This window comes from Candidatus Flexifilum breve, from assembly GCF_016713355.1.
The window spans coordinates 184,273-198,905 of the sequence record NZ_JADJPI010000019.1 but is presented as its reverse complement, the minus strand read 5'-3'; the positions used below and the strand labels follow the sequence as shown (position 1 = coordinate 198,905).

Sequence of the window (14,633 nt, the reverse complement as noted above, 5' to 3'; positions counted from 1 at the left end):
GCAAACTAGAATGCTCCCTTGCCCGTTAACACAGTTCTTAGAGTACACAAGAGAATGTACAAATCGAACCGCAGAGAGAAGTTTTGGACATAGAAAATGTCGTAATGCGTGTTCTCATGCAGCGGATTTAGTGCGCGCCCCGTTACTTGCCACCAACCAGTGATTCCCTGCGGGACAAGTAATCGTTCTTTCTGCCAAGGTTCATAAGATTCCGCAATCCACAGGACTTCTGGTCGAGGACCAACGACACTCATGTCACCTCGTAGAACGTTCAAAAACTGCGGCAATTCATCGAGACTGGTTCGACGCAACCATCTGCCGACATGTGTGACTCTCGGATCATCGGGTCTTTTGACGTAAAAGCCCGCACGTTCGTGTGGAACTATCTCATCAGCATCAGTGAACATGGAGCGAAATTTGTAAATTGTGAATATGCGCCCATACTGCCCAATGCGAGACTGTCTAAACAACACCGGCCCGGGACTGTCGAGTTTGATGAGCAGCGCAATCAGAAGCATCACCGGCGACATGAATACCACAACGAGCAAGGCGAAGGTGACGTCAAACAGACGCTTAACAAGCTGCTGTGTATACGTCATTGGCCGAGCAGGCAGAACCTCTTTATGCGCGTGGGGCAGCTTAATCTCTGTCCTCGGGTATATTTGCTCTGGTTGATTTCCCCAAACAGCCATACATTCCTCGAAAATCCTTTTGACAGCACCAATAATAGTTCAATAGAATGCACTTTACAATGTGGCTTAGTTTAAGAAATCCCCACTGGATTAGGGCAATTGCCTGGTTCTTACTAGTTTCCATAAGAACAGTGCATTATAGAAAACATACCTGCGCCAAAGACGACGAGGCTCCTGCACCAAGCGATACAACCATTCTAAACCGCGTTGGCGCATCCACTGCGGGGCTTGTCGTTTCCGACCTGTCAAAAAATCAAAAGCGGCTCCCACTCCAATCATCAATACTGGTAGATTCGATTTGTGGTGCGCCATCCATAAGTCCTGCTTAGGTGAGCCAAGGCCAACCCAGATTACATGGGGTGAGGTGTCGAGAATCTGCTGAACCAGATTTGTGTCGAGTGTGTACTGAACTATCTTCGGGCTTGCGGTTCCCGCTATCTGGATGCCGGGAAACCGCTGTTTCATCGCGGCCGCCAATTCGTCCGCGGCGCCAGGATCACCACCCAGAAAGTAGTGACGTAGCCCCTGGTGACTCGTACGCTCACAGAGAGCGAGCAGAATGTCTGGACCATAAACCCGTTCGGCAAATTCAGCACCCCCACGGCGCTGAAGCCAGACGATCGGCATCCCATCAGCCGTTACCATATCAGCCGTTTCAAGCGCTTTTCTGACATCTGGTCTCTCTAGCGCTTGCATTAAGGTGTAAACCGGACACGTGGATACAACATGCGGAGTAGCGCTTTTCGCCCATTCTGCTAAGAGATCAATTGCTTCCGTAAATGCGAAAGCGTGAGTAGGGATATCCAGTATCCGAATAGTTTTCAGAGATCAGGCCTTTAATTGCTTAGTGAACACCGACTTGAAAGAACTGTCCGGGACAAAAATGCCACTTTGTCGCTCTTGATCATACTGACAATGTGGAAAAAACTTAGACACTCCCACTGTTAACATCGCGCGGAGGGGCAGCGTTACGAACCGCAGCTGCGGAGGCGTTTTGACGCCGATTTCCATGTAGTAAATGTCCGGAGTTGCCGTCTTTTGTGCTTCGTGAACGCGGTACGCCCCCAGCTTTGCCTGCACGAACACTAAATCCGCATAAGATGCAAACCGCCGCCATAGATCAAAGTCGAGTCCGTAGTGCATGTCCTCATTAACGTACCCACCCGCTCTGTCCCAGAGCGACCGCCGCCAGAACGTACTTTCTTGGCGGATAAATCCCAGCAAACGACCGTGGTACCAACCACGCTGGATCCAGTCTCGTTTATAACCTACCGGTTTTGTTGTAGAAATAGTTTCCCCATGAGCATCAATGTTCACTCCAATACCGGTTATCCAAGAGATTTCTGGAAAATGCGCAAAGAGAGTGCCGACGGTCTTCAGGGTGTTGGGAAGCAGGATATCATCACTATTGAGCCATCCCATAACTTCGCCAGAGGTCTGCGAAAATCCTTTGTTAATGGCATGAGCTTGGCCACGATCCGACTCGCTGACCCAAAAATCAATTCGACTCGAGTAGCGCTTGATGATATTGACTGAATCATCAGAAGAACCGCCATCGATAACGCCGTATTCAAGATTGGAGTAACCTTGATCGACGACCGAGCACAAGGTCTGTTCTAGGAACTGCGACTGATTATAGGATGGTGTGACCAATGAGATACGGGGCAGGTCATTCATAGCCTAGTAAAACTTACCTCACTGTAACTTGTCCTGCCATTAACCATGAGCCCGTTGTTCCATCCGGTTGAACAGCAGTCAAATAGGCTCCGTTTTCCTCCTGCAAAGCGACCATGACAGAGTATGTTCCGTTGGGTGCGTCTATGGGAAATATCATTTGACACTGATCGAAGTACACGTTTTCACCTCGCCGCCAAGAGTTTATCGGAATAGTTCCCTCGGACGGTGAGCCAATGCAAGTGTAGCTAGTATCGCCTTCTTGCGCAATGAATTCAAAAATGCGTCGCAACGGCATGTCGGTGGCCTCGAGAACCAGCCAGTTTACGGATGGCAGGTAGAGTTCGCCAGCAGAAATCTCGAAGGGGGAATTCCACTTGGTAAGTTGAAACTGATCGGCAATCACGCCGAGATTCTCAGGGCAGGTGTCGGCACGTGCGAGCACGCCATCAAGCCTTGTGAGGTAATTGGCTGGGGTTCTCTTAACCGGGGTTCCATCCGGATTGTAGGCCGTCCAGCTGAGACCCAATTGGAGATCTCGGGGTAAATTTGCCTGGCAGTTGGGAATCCGGGCGTGGCTTACTACGATTTCTCCCGGAGACCAGCGCAGCGTGGGGTATTCGCCTCGTGTCGGAAGGAATTCGCAAGTGCTTACCACCATCTGCTGGTTGGCAAGTTCCACTTCTGCTGCGTAATTAAGTTCTGTTTGCCCACTAAGCGTGACATAGAGTGTAAGGTCAAGCCAGCCAGCATCAAGCTGCTGCTCAAGTTGATATCCCACAATTTCTGGCTCATCTTCGGTCGCTGGCAGCGAGACACGGTTCACCCCTTCCAGGGCTGCAAAGGCTTCCTGTGTCAGCACTTTCTGGGAACCATTCTGAATGAACAGCAATATGGATAGCCCTGTTAAAATCAACCCGAAGGCAAAGGGCAGGATAGCTGCGAGCCAGCCACGTGTGAGCCGCGGCAGCAACCACCCAAAACCAACGACCAGCAGCACCGCCGCGGCAGGAAGTGCGGGAATATAGTAACGCAAGGGAGCAAAGATCATCGCCGTGTTGTACGCAGTGGTGTTGTCCGCATTGGCTATCAGTGTGTTGCGAAAAATAACCAACCCTACGGTCACAATGATTGCTGTGATCAGACCTGCAATCGCAGTTAGTTTTGTTTTGTTGTGCAGCAGGAAGTTCGCAACTCCCACAATTAGTGCGAGACAACACGAAATGAACAAGAGACGATAAGCACCAAAAAACACGGCACGCGCCTGAAGTATGAACAGCGGCGCAAACAGGTCTGAAATTGTGTTTTCAAAGATCGCACGAACGACTAACCAAGGAACTTCGAACCGCTGAAGGAGCGATATGGCTCTCGAGTCGATGGCTGCATAGCGACCGAAGACACCTCCATAGACCAACTGGTTCAAGAAGGCGATACCGACCGTAAACAGCAACATCAAGCCAATGCCTAACAAAGGAAGCCGCCAATTTCTGGTTCTGGATATGAACAGGGCAGCTAGCGTGAAAGCGGTTACGGCCAGCATCGACCAACCAGGAAGTTTGACGAGAGGGACCGTGCCTGTCAACACAATCAGCAAAACGAGATTTCGGCGTGACGATTCCTGATGCGTCAACAGTTTGACGCAGAGAAAGAGAATCCAAGCGCAGAGCGCCAGCAGGAGCGCATCATTGCTGATCACAACGATGGAGCGCTGTGTTACAGGTTCGAAGGCCAAGATCGCCGCGCCGAACAACGGCAATGAGGATGGCTCAGGAGAAATGCAGCGCCCAATCTTGTAGGTGAACAGCACTGCCACAGCACCCAGAGCCACATTGAGCAGCCTAAGGAGATAAGCGCCCGCTATCGTTCCGCGAGATGGGTGGTTGTAAGCAGTATCGCTAACGTAAGGTGTCAGGAGGCTGTTGGCGCGTTCACCACCAACGCAGAATGGTACTGGGTGAATTCCATATGGCACCGGTTGGTTATCATCCATTAATGCAACGATCGGCGCGGCCAATAAGAAATAGATTGGGGGTTGAGTTGCCTGTCGAATTTCGGCATCGCCAGCGGGATAATCAGCAGCAGTTGGAAGACGTTGGTGCCTCACCAAAAAGCGCACGACATTATAGTAATCGGCTTCGTGACCTTGCCAGAGTGGTGTAGCAATCGCATATACTGTGCCGAAGATGAGCTGTAAAAGCAACACAATTACGACCATATAAGCGCGGTTCTTCATATCGACTTCATATTCCTGATTTTGACGCAGTCTGAAAACTCGATTGCTTGTGAGGGATGAACGGTTAGTAGTTGCCAGCAGAGTCACATAAATTCAAATTTACTTGGTGGTGCATAGAATTGCAATTGTTTTCAGATAGCCCGTGCTCGTACTAAGCTTTAGCTTGTAGAATGGCACAGAATTTCGCGACAAAATTACTATTGAAGTTAGTTTTTGATGGAAAATCTAAGCCAGAGGTCGAATGTCGCCCAATATCGGCGGAGCGATTTCATGGAGACTTGCCGCGATTATGACCGAAAGCCCTTTACCCTTCCAATCGGCCCATAAGTCCTTCTCGTTTTCCAAATGCGCTCAAACGATGTGCACGAGGTCGTCATTTGGGAGTGGAACACGCCTACTACCGCGCTGGCCCTGTGCTGTCCCGAATGATCAAATGGGGCGTGAGAAGTTCCTGCTCAGGCTCGTATTCGCTTTCCTGCAGCATGCGAATGAGCATTTGCGCGGCGCGTTCTCCCATGAGGTAGGCCGGGAACGTGATGGCCGTCAAGGGTGGCGAAATGAGCTTGGCAATCCGATCGATGACGATGCCAATGAGTGAAAAATCCTGCGGGATGCTCAATCCCCGGCTTTGAACTGCCCGCACGATGCCTACGGACGAATCCGGGTGCAGGGTAACCATGGCCGTGATTTCAGGATGCTCGTCCAGCATACGGTGGGTGGCCGCATAAGCATCTTCGATGGTGGTTGGAGCTTCGTAGTACAGCGGGGTCAGCCCGAAGCGCGCGCAAGCTTGGGCATATCCGCGACCTGTCCGGACAACGGGGCCGTAGCCAGCATCCCGCAGGGCTTTAGACATACTCAGCAAACCGATGTGCCGATGTCCCAACTTATACAGATGATCCACTGACACCAGCATCGACGTTTCAAAATCGAGGTCAATGTACGATAGCCCCTCGTTGTCCGCGCAATGCCCAATCATGACGAAGGGGTAATGGTTCTCTTGCAGGAGATGCACTCGTTCATCCTGCAGGTGGATTTCCATCAGGATGACCCCGTCGATCTGATTGCTGCGGTACAGATTGAGCAGTGTGTGCTCACTGAGCGTGTTCACAAACAAATTGAACAGAAACCCGCGTTTAGCCGCAATCGTCGAGGCGCCGACGAAGAATTCAAATTCCAGTTCGGACAGCCCGTTGGAATGGGCGGGATACAACACCGCAATTGAACGGCTCTTGCCCGCGGCCAGATTCTTCGCCTGAGCGTGGGGCGTGTAGTCGAGTTGGACGATCGCTTCGAGTACTCGTTTGCGCGTCTCGGGGGAGACATCTGGTTTGTTGTTCAGGATACGCGAGACGGTGGTGATGGAAACGCCCGCAGTTCTAGCGACATCGTTGATGGTGACCGTTTTACTCATGGACTGACCTTGGTATGAAGCATTAAAGATTATTGACTAGAAAAATAGAATCCGCTACAGTGTTGATATGACTGAAAACGCTTTCGGTAGCGTTTTCAGTATCCTACAACTTTAGCTGACAATAAAACTTTATAACATGAAGGAGGTGAACCGGGACGCTGCGCGTTGACGAGTTTGGTTTTGCATCCCTTCAAAATTAGTGGACGAGGAGAAATACGATGTTCCGCAATTCTTTCCGCCTGTTTCTTTCCATTCTATTGGTTCTCGCGTTGAGCAGCGCTTTGATCATGCCGGCGGCCGCTCAGGATGATGGTAAGTGGTGCACGGGCCAGACGATTCGCTTCTTTGTCGGTGGCGCGGAAGGCGACGCTTTCGGTTCAATTGTGCTGCGCGGCGCGCAAGCGGCAGAAGCTGACTTGGGCGCGACGGTTGAATATGTTTTCTCCGGGTGGGACGTTGAACGCATGATTCAGCAGCTGCGTGAGGCTATTGCCGCCGAGCCCGATGGCATCGCCATGATGGGCCATCCCGGGAATGAAGCGATCATGCCGCTGGCTGAAGAAGCGGCTGCGGCGGGCATCAGCATGATGTATCAGAACGTGGATGTGCCGGATGTGCGCGCCCGCTTTGGCGGCGGCTACATCGGCGCGCAGTTGGTTTCGCAGGGGCGCGCGCTGGGCGAAGAAGTGGTTCGCCAGTATGGTTTGGGTGCCGGCGATACCGCTCTGGTGTTCGTGCCGCTGGGGCAGCCGGGGCGTGACCTGCGCGAAGGCTCGACTGCGGATGCGCTGGAAGCGGCGGGCGTGACGGTTGTCCGGTTGGATAGTCCGCCGGAATACGCGTCCGATCCGAACCTGGCGCTGCCCGCGCTGACCGCCGCCGCGCTCAATGCGGAAAATCTCCGCCTGATCGTCTATCCCGGCGGTCAACTGCTCGGCGCTGTGCCAGTGTATATGGACGCCCTTGGCTTCGCGCCCGGCGACATCGTCAACATCGGCTTTGACACCAGCCCGGCGATTATGGAAGCGTTCCAGAGCGGCTACGTGCAGTTGACCTCCGATCAGCAGCCGTTCCTCCAGGGCTACCTGCCCATCCTCAGTCTGTGCGGTACGCTCACCTACGGCTTCGGCGCGCTCAACGTCGATACGGGCGCGGGCTTCGTCGATACCACGAATTACGCGAGCGTTGCCGAGCAGGCGATTGCTGGCTACCGTTAAAGCGATTACCCTGCCTGACATCGGGCAATGAGTCTGTTCCTGTCCTCCTTCAGCCATGATGGAGGACAGGATTTCCATCCCATTCGCTGGTAGCCATCGGAGGATGCGAGCATGACACAACGGCTCGTGGAACTGAAAGAAATCACCAAGTCATTCGGCAACGTCAATGCCCTTACGCGCGTCACCATGCATGTCAACAAAGCCGAAATCGTCGGCTTGATCGGCGACAACGGCGCGGGCAAATCCACGTTGATCAAAATCTTGTCAGGCGTCCATTCGCCGGATTCGGGCGAAATCTGGGTGCGTGGGAAAAAAGTTGAAGGGCGCTGGACAGTCGAAAAGGCACACAGCGCCGGGATCGAAACCGTACATCAGGACCGGGCGCTCGCCGTGCAGCACACGATCCAGCGCAATATCTTCATGGGACGAGAAATCACGGGCTTTCTCGGATTCATCCGTGTCAAGAAGCAGAATGAAGAAGCGGAGCGCCTCATGCGCGAGATCGGCTTCACGTCGAAAGTCTTCACGCCCGAATCAGTCGTCGCTACACTCTCTGGCGGCGAACGTCAAGGTGTGGCGATTGCCCGCGCCCTCTACTTTGAAGCCGAACTGCTCGTGCTCGACGAGCCGACAACGGCGCTCTCCCTGACTGAAACCCAAAAAGTTTATAGCTTCATGCTGGCAGCTAAGGAAAAAGGCAGTTCAGTCTTGTTCATCAGTCACAACATTTACCACGCTTATGATATTGCGGATCGCTTCGTCATTCTCGACCGCGGCACGGTGGCGATGACCGCCGATAAATCGGAAATCGAATCGGCGGAGCGGCTGGTCCAGCATATGAAAGATTTCGCCCGCGCGTCGCATCACCCGGAGGGGAAATCATGACCGCTGCCAGTAAACCTTTACCGACATCCCCTAAGGCGCGCCCGCAGACCAGCCCGTTCATGCAGTGGGTGAAGCGCAACCGCCGCGCCGTGAGCGCTTTGGTCATCCTCGTCGTCATGCTCGGCATTTTCACTCTGCTCAACCCGCGTGTCTTCACCAACCCCATTACCTATCGTTCCATTTTCATCAGCCTGCCGATTTCGATGTTCGTCGTCGTGCCGATGGTCTTCATCGTCGCCAGTGGCGAAATCGATCTATCCTTTCCGGCGACAGCGGGCATCACGTCCTGGGTCTTCGCCGCCGCTGTGCGTGATGGCTGGAATCCGTTTGCCGCTTTTGTCCCGGCGCTGCTGCTCGGCATGATTGTTGGCGTGATTGTCGGCACCCTCGTCACGTATGTGGGGCTGTCGTCGCTGGTCGCCACGCTCGGCATGAATTTCCTGCTGCGCGGCATCATCAACATGGGGACAGAAGGCGTCGCGATCCAGTTCCCGCAAATGCGCGAAACCGCGATGTGGCAGTTGTTCGTCGGGCGCATCGAAGACTTTCCCTGGATGCGCGGTTTCCCAATCCAGATGTTCTGGGGGGTTCTGTTCGTGCTGCTCGGTTGGGTGTTGTTCAACCGGCACAAATTCGGCACGCAGGTGCAGATCGTTGGGGATAACCCGGACAGTGCCACCGAAATGGGGATCAACGTCAAGCGCGTCAAAATCAGCGCCTATGTCTTTATGGGGGTTGGGGCGGCGTGCGCGGGGGTGCTCTCCGTGCTGGTCAACCTGAACTGGTGGCCGACGACGGGCGACGGTTTACTGCTGCCGACGCTCGCGGCGGTTTTCGTCGGCGGGACGCCCACGTGGGGTGGAATCGGTACGGTGGTTGGCAGCGCGCTCGGATCGGGTATCATCTCGTCGATCGAGACGGGGATTATCGCCGCGGGGCTGACTGGGTATGTTACTCAGTTTTTCAACGGGCTGGTGATCATCATCTCGCTGGTAGGGCATCGTTTCAATGGGCCGCGCTACCGCTGATTACGCGCACAAACAGGGAAACACGCGATGAAAGTCATACAGTGTGGTTTAGGGTTGATGGGGCGTGCCTGGATCAACACGGTGCAAGCCTCATCCAACGTGGAATTTGCCGCGCTCGTCGAGGTGGACGCGGCGACCGCGCAGAAACGCGCGCAGGAATTTGGGCTGGACCCCGCTTTGATTTACCCATCGCTGGAGGCAGCGCTGGCCGCGGTCAAAGCGGATGGTGTGATCGACGTGACTCCACCCGCCGCGCACCAAGCGATCTCGTTTGCGGCCATGGACGCCGGGCTGCCCGTGCTGTCGGAAAAGCCGCTGGCCGGAACGCGGGCAGATGCGCGCGCCATCGTCGCCAAAAGCGATCAAACGGGCGTCCTGCATATGGTCACGCAGAATTACCGCTACACACCGCTCGCGCAGACCATCAAGCGGGTGTTGCAGTCCGGGGACTTGGGCGACATCGGCGCGGTGAGCGTGCGCTTCTTCAAAGGCCCGCATTTTGGCGGCTTCCGTGACGAAATGGACTATCCGCTCATTGTCGATATGGCGCTGCATCACTTTGACATGCTGCGCTATTTCCTGAATGCTGATCCGGTCAGCGTGTATGGCAAAAGCTGGAATCCCCCGTGGAGCTGGTACAAAGGGGATGCATCTGCCGCTGTGACCGCCCATTTCAGCAGTGGGGCGGTTGTCAACTACACGGGGTCGTGGTGTTCACAGGGTCAGGAAACCTCGTGGAATGCGGATTGGCGCTTCGAGTGCGCTAACGGGGTGCTGACCGTGCAGGATGACAGAGTGTACGTGCAGCATTTGACGGGACTTGAGGATCACGGCGGTGTTCATTTCACCACACACGACGCGCTGACAGAAGTGCCGCTCGTGCCTATGGAACTTCAGGCGCAGGCTTATCTGCTGCACGAATTCTATGAAGCGGTCACGAACGGCAGGACGCCGGGGACACCGTGCCAGGATAATATCAAAACGGTCGAGTTTGTTTTTGACGTGGTGGAATCGTTCAAGACTGGTGCGCCAGTCACAAGTTGAATCTATTGAAGACATTGAAGGACGAATCATGAAACTTGGCGTGTTTATCGCAGCCTTTGCCAATATGGAATTTGAGCCGCTTCTGGATTATGTCGCTTCGGTCGGTGTGAATGCCATCGAGATTCCCGTCGGTGCCTATGTGGGCGATGCGCACCTCAAACCCGCGCAAATGCTGCACGATGAGGCGGGTTGTCGGGAGTTGAAAGCCAAGATCGCTGCGCGCGGGCTTTCAATCAGCGCGTTGAGTGCTCATGCCAACCCGCTGCACCCGAATCCCGCCATCGGTCAACCGCACCGAGAGGCGGTCAAGAACGGGATCTTGATGGCGGAAAAACTCGGCGTGGAGACTTTTGTCACTTTTTCCGGCTGCCCGGGTGGCGCTCCCGGAGACATGACTCCGAACTGGGTCACGTGCCCCTGGCCGACGGATTTTAGCGATACCGTCAAATACCAGTGGGAAAAGGTCATGATCCCGTATTGGAAAGAGATCAATGCCTTCGCCGAGCAGCGCGGCGTGCGCATCGCCATTGAAATGCATCCCGGCTTTTGTGTCTACAGCGCCGAGCACGTCCTCGCACTCCGTGACGCGGTCGGGAGTAAGAATATCGGTGCCAATTTCGATCCCAGTCACTTGTTCTGGCAGGGTGTCGATCCGGTGTTCGCTATCCGCCGCCTCGGCGATGCGATCTTCCACTTTCACGCGAAGGACACAGTGATCGATCCCGTCAATGCCAACGTGAACGGGGTTCTGGATACCAAGAGCTACAGTGACTTCATCAACCGCAGTTGGATTTTCCGTACTGTCGGTTACGGTCACAGCGAAAGCGCGTGGCGCGATATGGTGAGCAATCTGCGCCTTGTCGGGTACGATGGGGCGCTGTCCATTGAGCATGAAGACGGCTTGATGTCGCAGAAGGAAGGTTTCGAAAAAGCCGCGCACTTCCTCAAGAACATCCTCATCAAAGACGATGCGGGGCACGCATTCTGGGCATAGAGGCAGCGCGGCGATGCGCGGTTTCTGGCAAAGTGTTGGGGCTTTTTGTGAAGTCGGATCGATCAATCGTCGGAGCTTCTTCCAGCCCCATAGCCGGCGAGGTGGTCTCCACCCCCCCCCATACGCCGCGCTTCGCCCAGCCCGCCGAACAGCCGATCATCGTCCGCTCGGCGGCGCGGGTCGTGTCGCTGGCCGCTGTGGTCATCGCCGTGATCGCCGCCGTCTTCATCGTCACCTCGACCATGCCCGGCGCTTAGCCGGATTCGCAGCGGGGCAGCGCCGTCGAACTTTGGTGGGCTGCCCCAGCCTACCTGCAACAACCTTCCCCTCAGTGGAGTATAATTGGCGGTCGTGATCCTTAGAGTTAGGCGGCGACATGGCCAATTCTCTACGTCCCCAAGCTGAACTGTGGCTGCGGCAAGCGCTCGGCCCGCAGGCTGGTTTTCGCGATGGGCAGTGGGAAGCGATTGAAGCGTTAGCCCAGCAGCGGCAGCGGGTGCTGGTAGTGCAGCGCACCGGTTGGGGCAAGAGTCTTGTCTACTTCATGGCGACACGCCTGCTGCGCGCACAAGGGGCGGGCGTGACCATCCTCATCAGTCCGCTGCTCTCCCTGATGCGCAACCAGATCGAGTCGGCGGCGCAATGGGGACTGCGCGCGGCCACGCTCAACAGCGATAACGCGGACGACCACCCCCTGATTGAACAGGCGCTGCTACGCGGCGAGATCGATCTGCTGCTCATCTCACCGGAACGCCTCGCAAATGACCGCTTTCAGGCGCAAGTCTGGACGAGGCTGCGCCAACAGGTTGGTTTGCTGGTCGTCGACGAGGCGCACTGTATTTCCGATTGGGGGCACGATTTCCGTCCGAACTACCGCCGCATCATGAATCTGCTGACGGAGATCCCGGCGGGCACTCCGGTGATCGGCACGACCGCGACCGCCAATGATCGAGTCGTCAAGGATGTGGCGGAAATCCTCGGCGCGGGCTTACATATTCAGCGGGGATCGCTCACCCGGGAAAGTCTGTCGCTCTACGTCTATCCCGATCCGTTGGATGCGGCCACCCGGTTGACCCTGCTGTCACATCTTTTACGCAGTATTCCCGGCAGCGGCATCATCTACTGCACCACGACCCGCGACTGTCGGCTGGTGGCGGATTGGCTGCAGGCCGATGGTGTGAACGCCAAGCCGTACTTTGCCGATGTTGAGGCGGTGGGCTCGGAGGATCGCGCGGAGCTGGAACGGCAGTTGATGCACAATCAGGTCAAGGCGTTGGTGTCGAGTGTCGCGCTCGGCATGGGCTTTGACAAAAGTGACCTGCACTTCGTCATCCACTATCAACTGCCCGGCAACATCATCAGCTACTACCAGCAGATTGGGCGCGCCGGACGCGGGATCGATAAGGCGTACATCGTGCTGATGCATGGCCCCGGCGATGAAGACATTCAGCGTTACTTCATCGACACGGCTTTCCCGCTGCCCGAACAGGTCAGCGCCGTGATTGCCGCGCTGCGCGCCCAGCCCAAGTCGCGCGCGGAACTCCAGCGCGATGTGAATGCCCGGTTGTCCGTCCTGGAGAAAATCCTGACCCACTTGGAAGTTGAACGGATTATCGAGAAGCAGGACTCAGCTTATGTGCTGCGGCGGAGCAATACTGAACCCGATTATGCGCGGTGGCAGACGGTCACGCAGATGCGCTATGCCGAACTCCGGCATATGCAAGAGTATACGCGGGAGCAGGGCTGCCTGATGCGCTTTATCGCTGCTGCCCTTGATGATCCGCACCCGCCGCAGCGGTGTGGTCGCTGCAAAAACTGTACCGCGGCCGCGAGTAAGTTTCAGCCGGACGCCAGCGCCGTCGCGCGCGCCCAGCGGTTTTTGCGGGAAGGCAAACCGCTCACCTTTGAACCGCGCCGCCGCTGGTCAGCCGGACTGCCGGGCTTCGCCAAAACGACCGATATCCGCGTGAATCAGACAGGCTTGGCGTTGTGTACGTATTACGATGAGGGCTATGGCGTGCTGGTCCGACGGGAACGGACGCACAGCGTCCGCTACAGCGACGAACTCGTCGCGGCCTCCGCCAAAGCCGTGAGCGAGCACCTGCGCTCGCTGCCCACGCCGCCGCGCGTGATCGTGCCGGTACCCTCGCTGCGCCGCCCGACGCTGGTCGCCGACTTAGCCGCGCGGCTCGCGCAGCAGGTTGGTTTGCCGGTGGTAAACGTTCTAGAGCACACTGTGCAGCATCCGCCCCAAACCGAGATGCGGAACAGCTTTCAGCAGGCGCTCAATGTTCTGGAACGCTTCACAATGGTCAGCACTTTGAATGGGGAAGCAGTCCTGCTCGTGGATGATCTGGCTGACTCGCGTTGGACGCTGACGGTACTCGGCGATCTGCTCCAGCGGCACGGGGCTGGAGCAGTGTATCCGTTTGTCATCGCCGTCACGAATACGTCGGATTAAGCGCCTGACACAGCAGGGGCGGGTTTCTCAGCCGCGCAGCGGTCGCCTAGAACCGGCGGCGCTGCTGCGACTCAGCCCGACCCAGCACGCGATATTCGTACGGTGTTTTCCGCGCTTGATCAGCGTCCGACAGCGTCAGGCTAACCGGGCAGTGGTTCGGGCGTGGGCTGCGCGGCTTTGGTGAACGCCCACGGCCCGCCTTCCAAACACTCGATCTGGCGGAAGTTTTGGTCGAGCGGGTACACGTACCAGCGATACGTCCCGCCGGCGGGCAGTTCGCCCAAATCAATCGTTTCGTTTTGCCGCAGTTCTATCACCCGCTCGAACATGCCGCCATCCGGCTTGTAGATGCGAATGAGGTTGCGCGGCGCGCGCGGGCCACGCCAATTGAAGGTGATCGACCCCGTGCCGCTCACGTTCAGCGTGCCGTTCATCGGCGTCAGCACTTCCCACGGCACGCACTCAATGCCCGACCCGCCCACGCTCCCCGGCACACGCAGTTCGACTCCCACCGAGATAATATTGATATCGCGCAGGCAGTTCGCTTCGGCAATCTCCTGCACGGTCGTGTTGAAGCGCGCGGCGATATTCACCAGCACGTCGCCGGGTTGAATGGTATAGCGCCCGCCCCAGTCGTCGCGCCGGCGGCATACAACCGTGGCGGTGGGCGACGGCGTTTCCAAACCATGCACACCTTCCAGCGCCGTGTCGAGGTTGAGCGTGGGCGTTTCGGTGGGACGCGCGGTATTCGTCGGGTAAGGCGTGAGCGTCGGCGGTTCGAAGGTCGGCGGCGGCAGTAGGGTGCGCGTTGGCGTCAGCGAGGCGAGCGGCGTGCTCGGCGGGATGACTTCAGGCGGCAGCGTTTCGTTGGTGAGGATGAGTTCGGTCGCCTGCACTTGAAGCGCTTCGTCGCTGGGGCGCATGGTCAGCGTACACGCGGTCGCCAGCAGCACCAGCAGGGATAAGGCCAATAGATTACGGAGCATGAGTC

At 56.4% G+C, this 14,633-nt stretch carries 13 protein-coding genes; 7 read left to right on the top strand and 6 right to left on the bottom strand.

Annotation, left to right across the window (positions count from 1 at the left end):
- Positions 1 to 5: 5 nt before the first annotated feature.
- The 5 genes from IPK17_RS18020 to IPK17_RS18000 form a co-directional block, all read right to left on the bottom strand.
- Positions 6 to 692, bottom strand: coding sequence for a sugar transferase (locus tag IPK17_RS18020; RefSeq protein ID WP_343419074.1), 687 nt, complete (start codon positions 690 to 692; stop codon positions 6 to 8).
- A gap of 90 nt (positions 693 to 782) precedes the next feature.
- Positions 783 to 1,499, bottom strand: a complete 717-nt coding sequence (locus IPK17_RS18015) for a WecB/TagA/CpsF family glycosyltransferase (protein WP_502748931.1) — start codon at positions 1,497 to 1,499, stop codon at positions 783 to 785.
- Between the two features lie 21 nt (positions 1,500 to 1,520).
- Positions 1,521 to 2,369 (bottom strand): glycosyltransferase family 2 protein, encoded by an 849-nt coding sequence (locus IPK17_RS18010; RefSeq protein ID WP_343419072.1) that lies wholly within the window; start codon positions 2,367 to 2,369, stop codon positions 1,521 to 1,523.
- 13 nt (positions 2,370 to 2,382) lie between these two features.
- Positions 2,383 to 4,599 (bottom strand): ArnT family glycosyltransferase, encoded by a 2,217-nt coding sequence (locus IPK17_RS18005; RefSeq protein ID WP_343419071.1) that lies wholly within the window; start codon positions 4,597 to 4,599, stop codon positions 2,383 to 2,385.
- 397 nt (positions 4,600 to 4,996) lie between these two features.
- The gene (locus tag IPK17_RS18000) at positions 4,997 to 6,013 is read right to left on the bottom strand and encodes a LacI family DNA-binding transcriptional regulator (RefSeq protein ID WP_343419070.1); all 1,017 of its coding nucleotides are present in this window, start codon (positions 6,011 to 6,013) and stop codon (positions 4,997 to 4,999) included.
- A 218-nt stretch (positions 6,014 to 6,231) separates the two neighbouring features.
- On the opposite strand from IPK17_RS18000, the gene IPK17_RS17995 reads away from it, so the two are divergent.
- The 7 genes from IPK17_RS17995 to IPK17_RS17965 all read left to right on the top strand — a co-directional run bounded on the left by IPK17_RS17995 (position 6,232) and on the right by IPK17_RS17965 (position 13,642).
- Complete coding sequence (locus IPK17_RS17995; protein ID WP_343419069.1) at positions 6,232 to 7,230, top strand: substrate-binding domain-containing protein; 999 nt, start codon at positions 6,232 to 6,234, stop codon at positions 7,228 to 7,230.
- A 111-nt stretch (positions 7,231 to 7,341) separates the two neighbouring features.
- Positions 7,342 to 8,115, top strand: a complete 774-nt coding sequence (locus tag IPK17_RS17990; protein ID WP_343419068.1) for an ATP-binding cassette domain-containing protein — start codon at positions 7,342 to 7,344, stop codon at positions 8,113 to 8,115.
- Positions 8,112 to 9,143 carry an ABC transporter permease gene (locus IPK17_RS17985; RefSeq protein WP_343419067.1) on the top strand — a complete coding sequence of 344 codons (1,032 nt, stop codon included), beginning with the start codon at positions 8,112 to 8,114 and terminating at the stop codon, positions 9,141 to 9,143. The genes IPK17_RS17990 and IPK17_RS17985 overlap by 4 nt, the downstream gene beginning before the upstream one ends.
- Positions 9,144 to 9,170: 27 nt before the next feature.
- On the top strand, positions 9,171 to 10,187 hold the full coding sequence (locus IPK17_RS17980) for a Gfo/Idh/MocA family protein (protein WP_343419066.1): 1,017 nt from the start codon (positions 9,171 to 9,173) through the stop codon (positions 10,185 to 10,187).
- Between the two features lie 28 nt (positions 10,188 to 10,215).
- Positions 10,216 to 11,181, top strand: coding sequence for a sugar phosphate isomerase/epimerase family protein (locus IPK17_RS17975; protein WP_343419065.1), 966 nt, complete (start codon positions 10,216 to 10,218; stop codon positions 11,179 to 11,181).
- Positions 11,182 to 11,282: 101 nt separating this feature from the next.
- Positions 11,283 to 11,438 carry a hypothetical protein gene (locus IPK17_RS17970; RefSeq protein ID WP_343419064.1) on the top strand — a complete coding sequence of 52 codons (156 nt, stop codon included), beginning with the start codon at positions 11,283 to 11,285 and terminating at the stop codon, positions 11,436 to 11,438.
- Positions 11,439 to 11,557: 119 nt separating this feature from the next.
- Entirely contained in the window at positions 11,558 to 13,642 is a 2,085-nt protein-coding gene (locus tag IPK17_RS17965) for a RecQ family ATP-dependent DNA helicase (RefSeq protein ID WP_343419063.1), read from the top strand.
- Positions 13,643 to 13,782: 140 nt separating this feature from the next.
- Here IPK17_RS17965 and IPK17_RS17960 read toward each other — a convergent pair whose 3' ends face one another.
- Complete coding sequence (locus IPK17_RS17960; protein WP_343419062.1) at positions 13,783 to 14,628, bottom strand: LysM peptidoglycan-binding domain-containing protein; 846 nt, start codon at positions 14,626 to 14,628, stop codon at positions 13,783 to 13,785.
- Positions 14,629 to 14,633: the final 5 nt, after the last annotated feature.

What these genes read in the sequence shown, in the direction of transcription:
- IPK17_RS18020 (WP_343419074.1), bottom strand. Translation starts at nt 692, where the DNA reads ATGGCTGTTTGGGGAAATCAACCAGAGCAAATATACCCGAGGACAGAG.
- IPK17_RS18010 (WP_343419072.1), bottom strand. Translation starts at nt 2,369, where the DNA reads ATGAATGACCTGCCCCGTATCTCATTGGTCACACCATCCTATAATCAG.
- IPK17_RS18005 (WP_343419071.1), bottom strand. Translation starts at nt 4,599, where the DNA reads ATGAAGAACCGCGCTTATATGGTCGTAATTGTGTTGCTTTTACAGCTC.
- IPK17_RS18000 (WP_343419070.1), bottom strand. Translation starts at nt 6,013, where the DNA reads ATGAGTAAAACGGTCACCATCAACGATGTCGCTAGAACTGCGGGCGTT.
- IPK17_RS17995 (WP_343419069.1), top strand. Translation starts at nt 6,232, where the DNA reads ATGTTCCGCAATTCTTTCCGCCTGTTTCTTTCCATTCTATTGGTTCTC.
- IPK17_RS17990 (WP_343419068.1), top strand. Translation starts at nt 7,342, where the DNA reads ATGACACAACGGCTCGTGGAACTGAAAGAAATCACCAAGTCATTCGGC.
- IPK17_RS17985 (WP_343419067.1), top strand. Translation starts at nt 8,112, where the DNA reads ATGACCGCTGCCAGTAAACCTTTACCGACATCCCCTAAGGCGCGCCCG.
- IPK17_RS17980 (WP_343419066.1), top strand. Translation starts at nt 9,171, where the DNA reads ATGAAAGTCATACAGTGTGGTTTAGGGTTGATGGGGCGTGCCTGGATC.
- IPK17_RS17975 (WP_343419065.1), top strand. Translation starts at nt 10,216, where the DNA reads ATGAAACTTGGCGTGTTTATCGCAGCCTTTGCCAATATGGAATTTGAG.
- IPK17_RS17965 (WP_343419063.1), top strand. Translation starts at nt 11,558, where the DNA reads ATGGCCAATTCTCTACGTCCCCAAGCTGAACTGTGGCTGCGGCAAGCG.
- IPK17_RS17960 (WP_343419062.1), bottom strand. Translation starts at nt 14,628, where the DNA reads ATGCTCCGTAATCTATTGGCCTTATCCCTGCTGGTGCTGCTGGCGACC.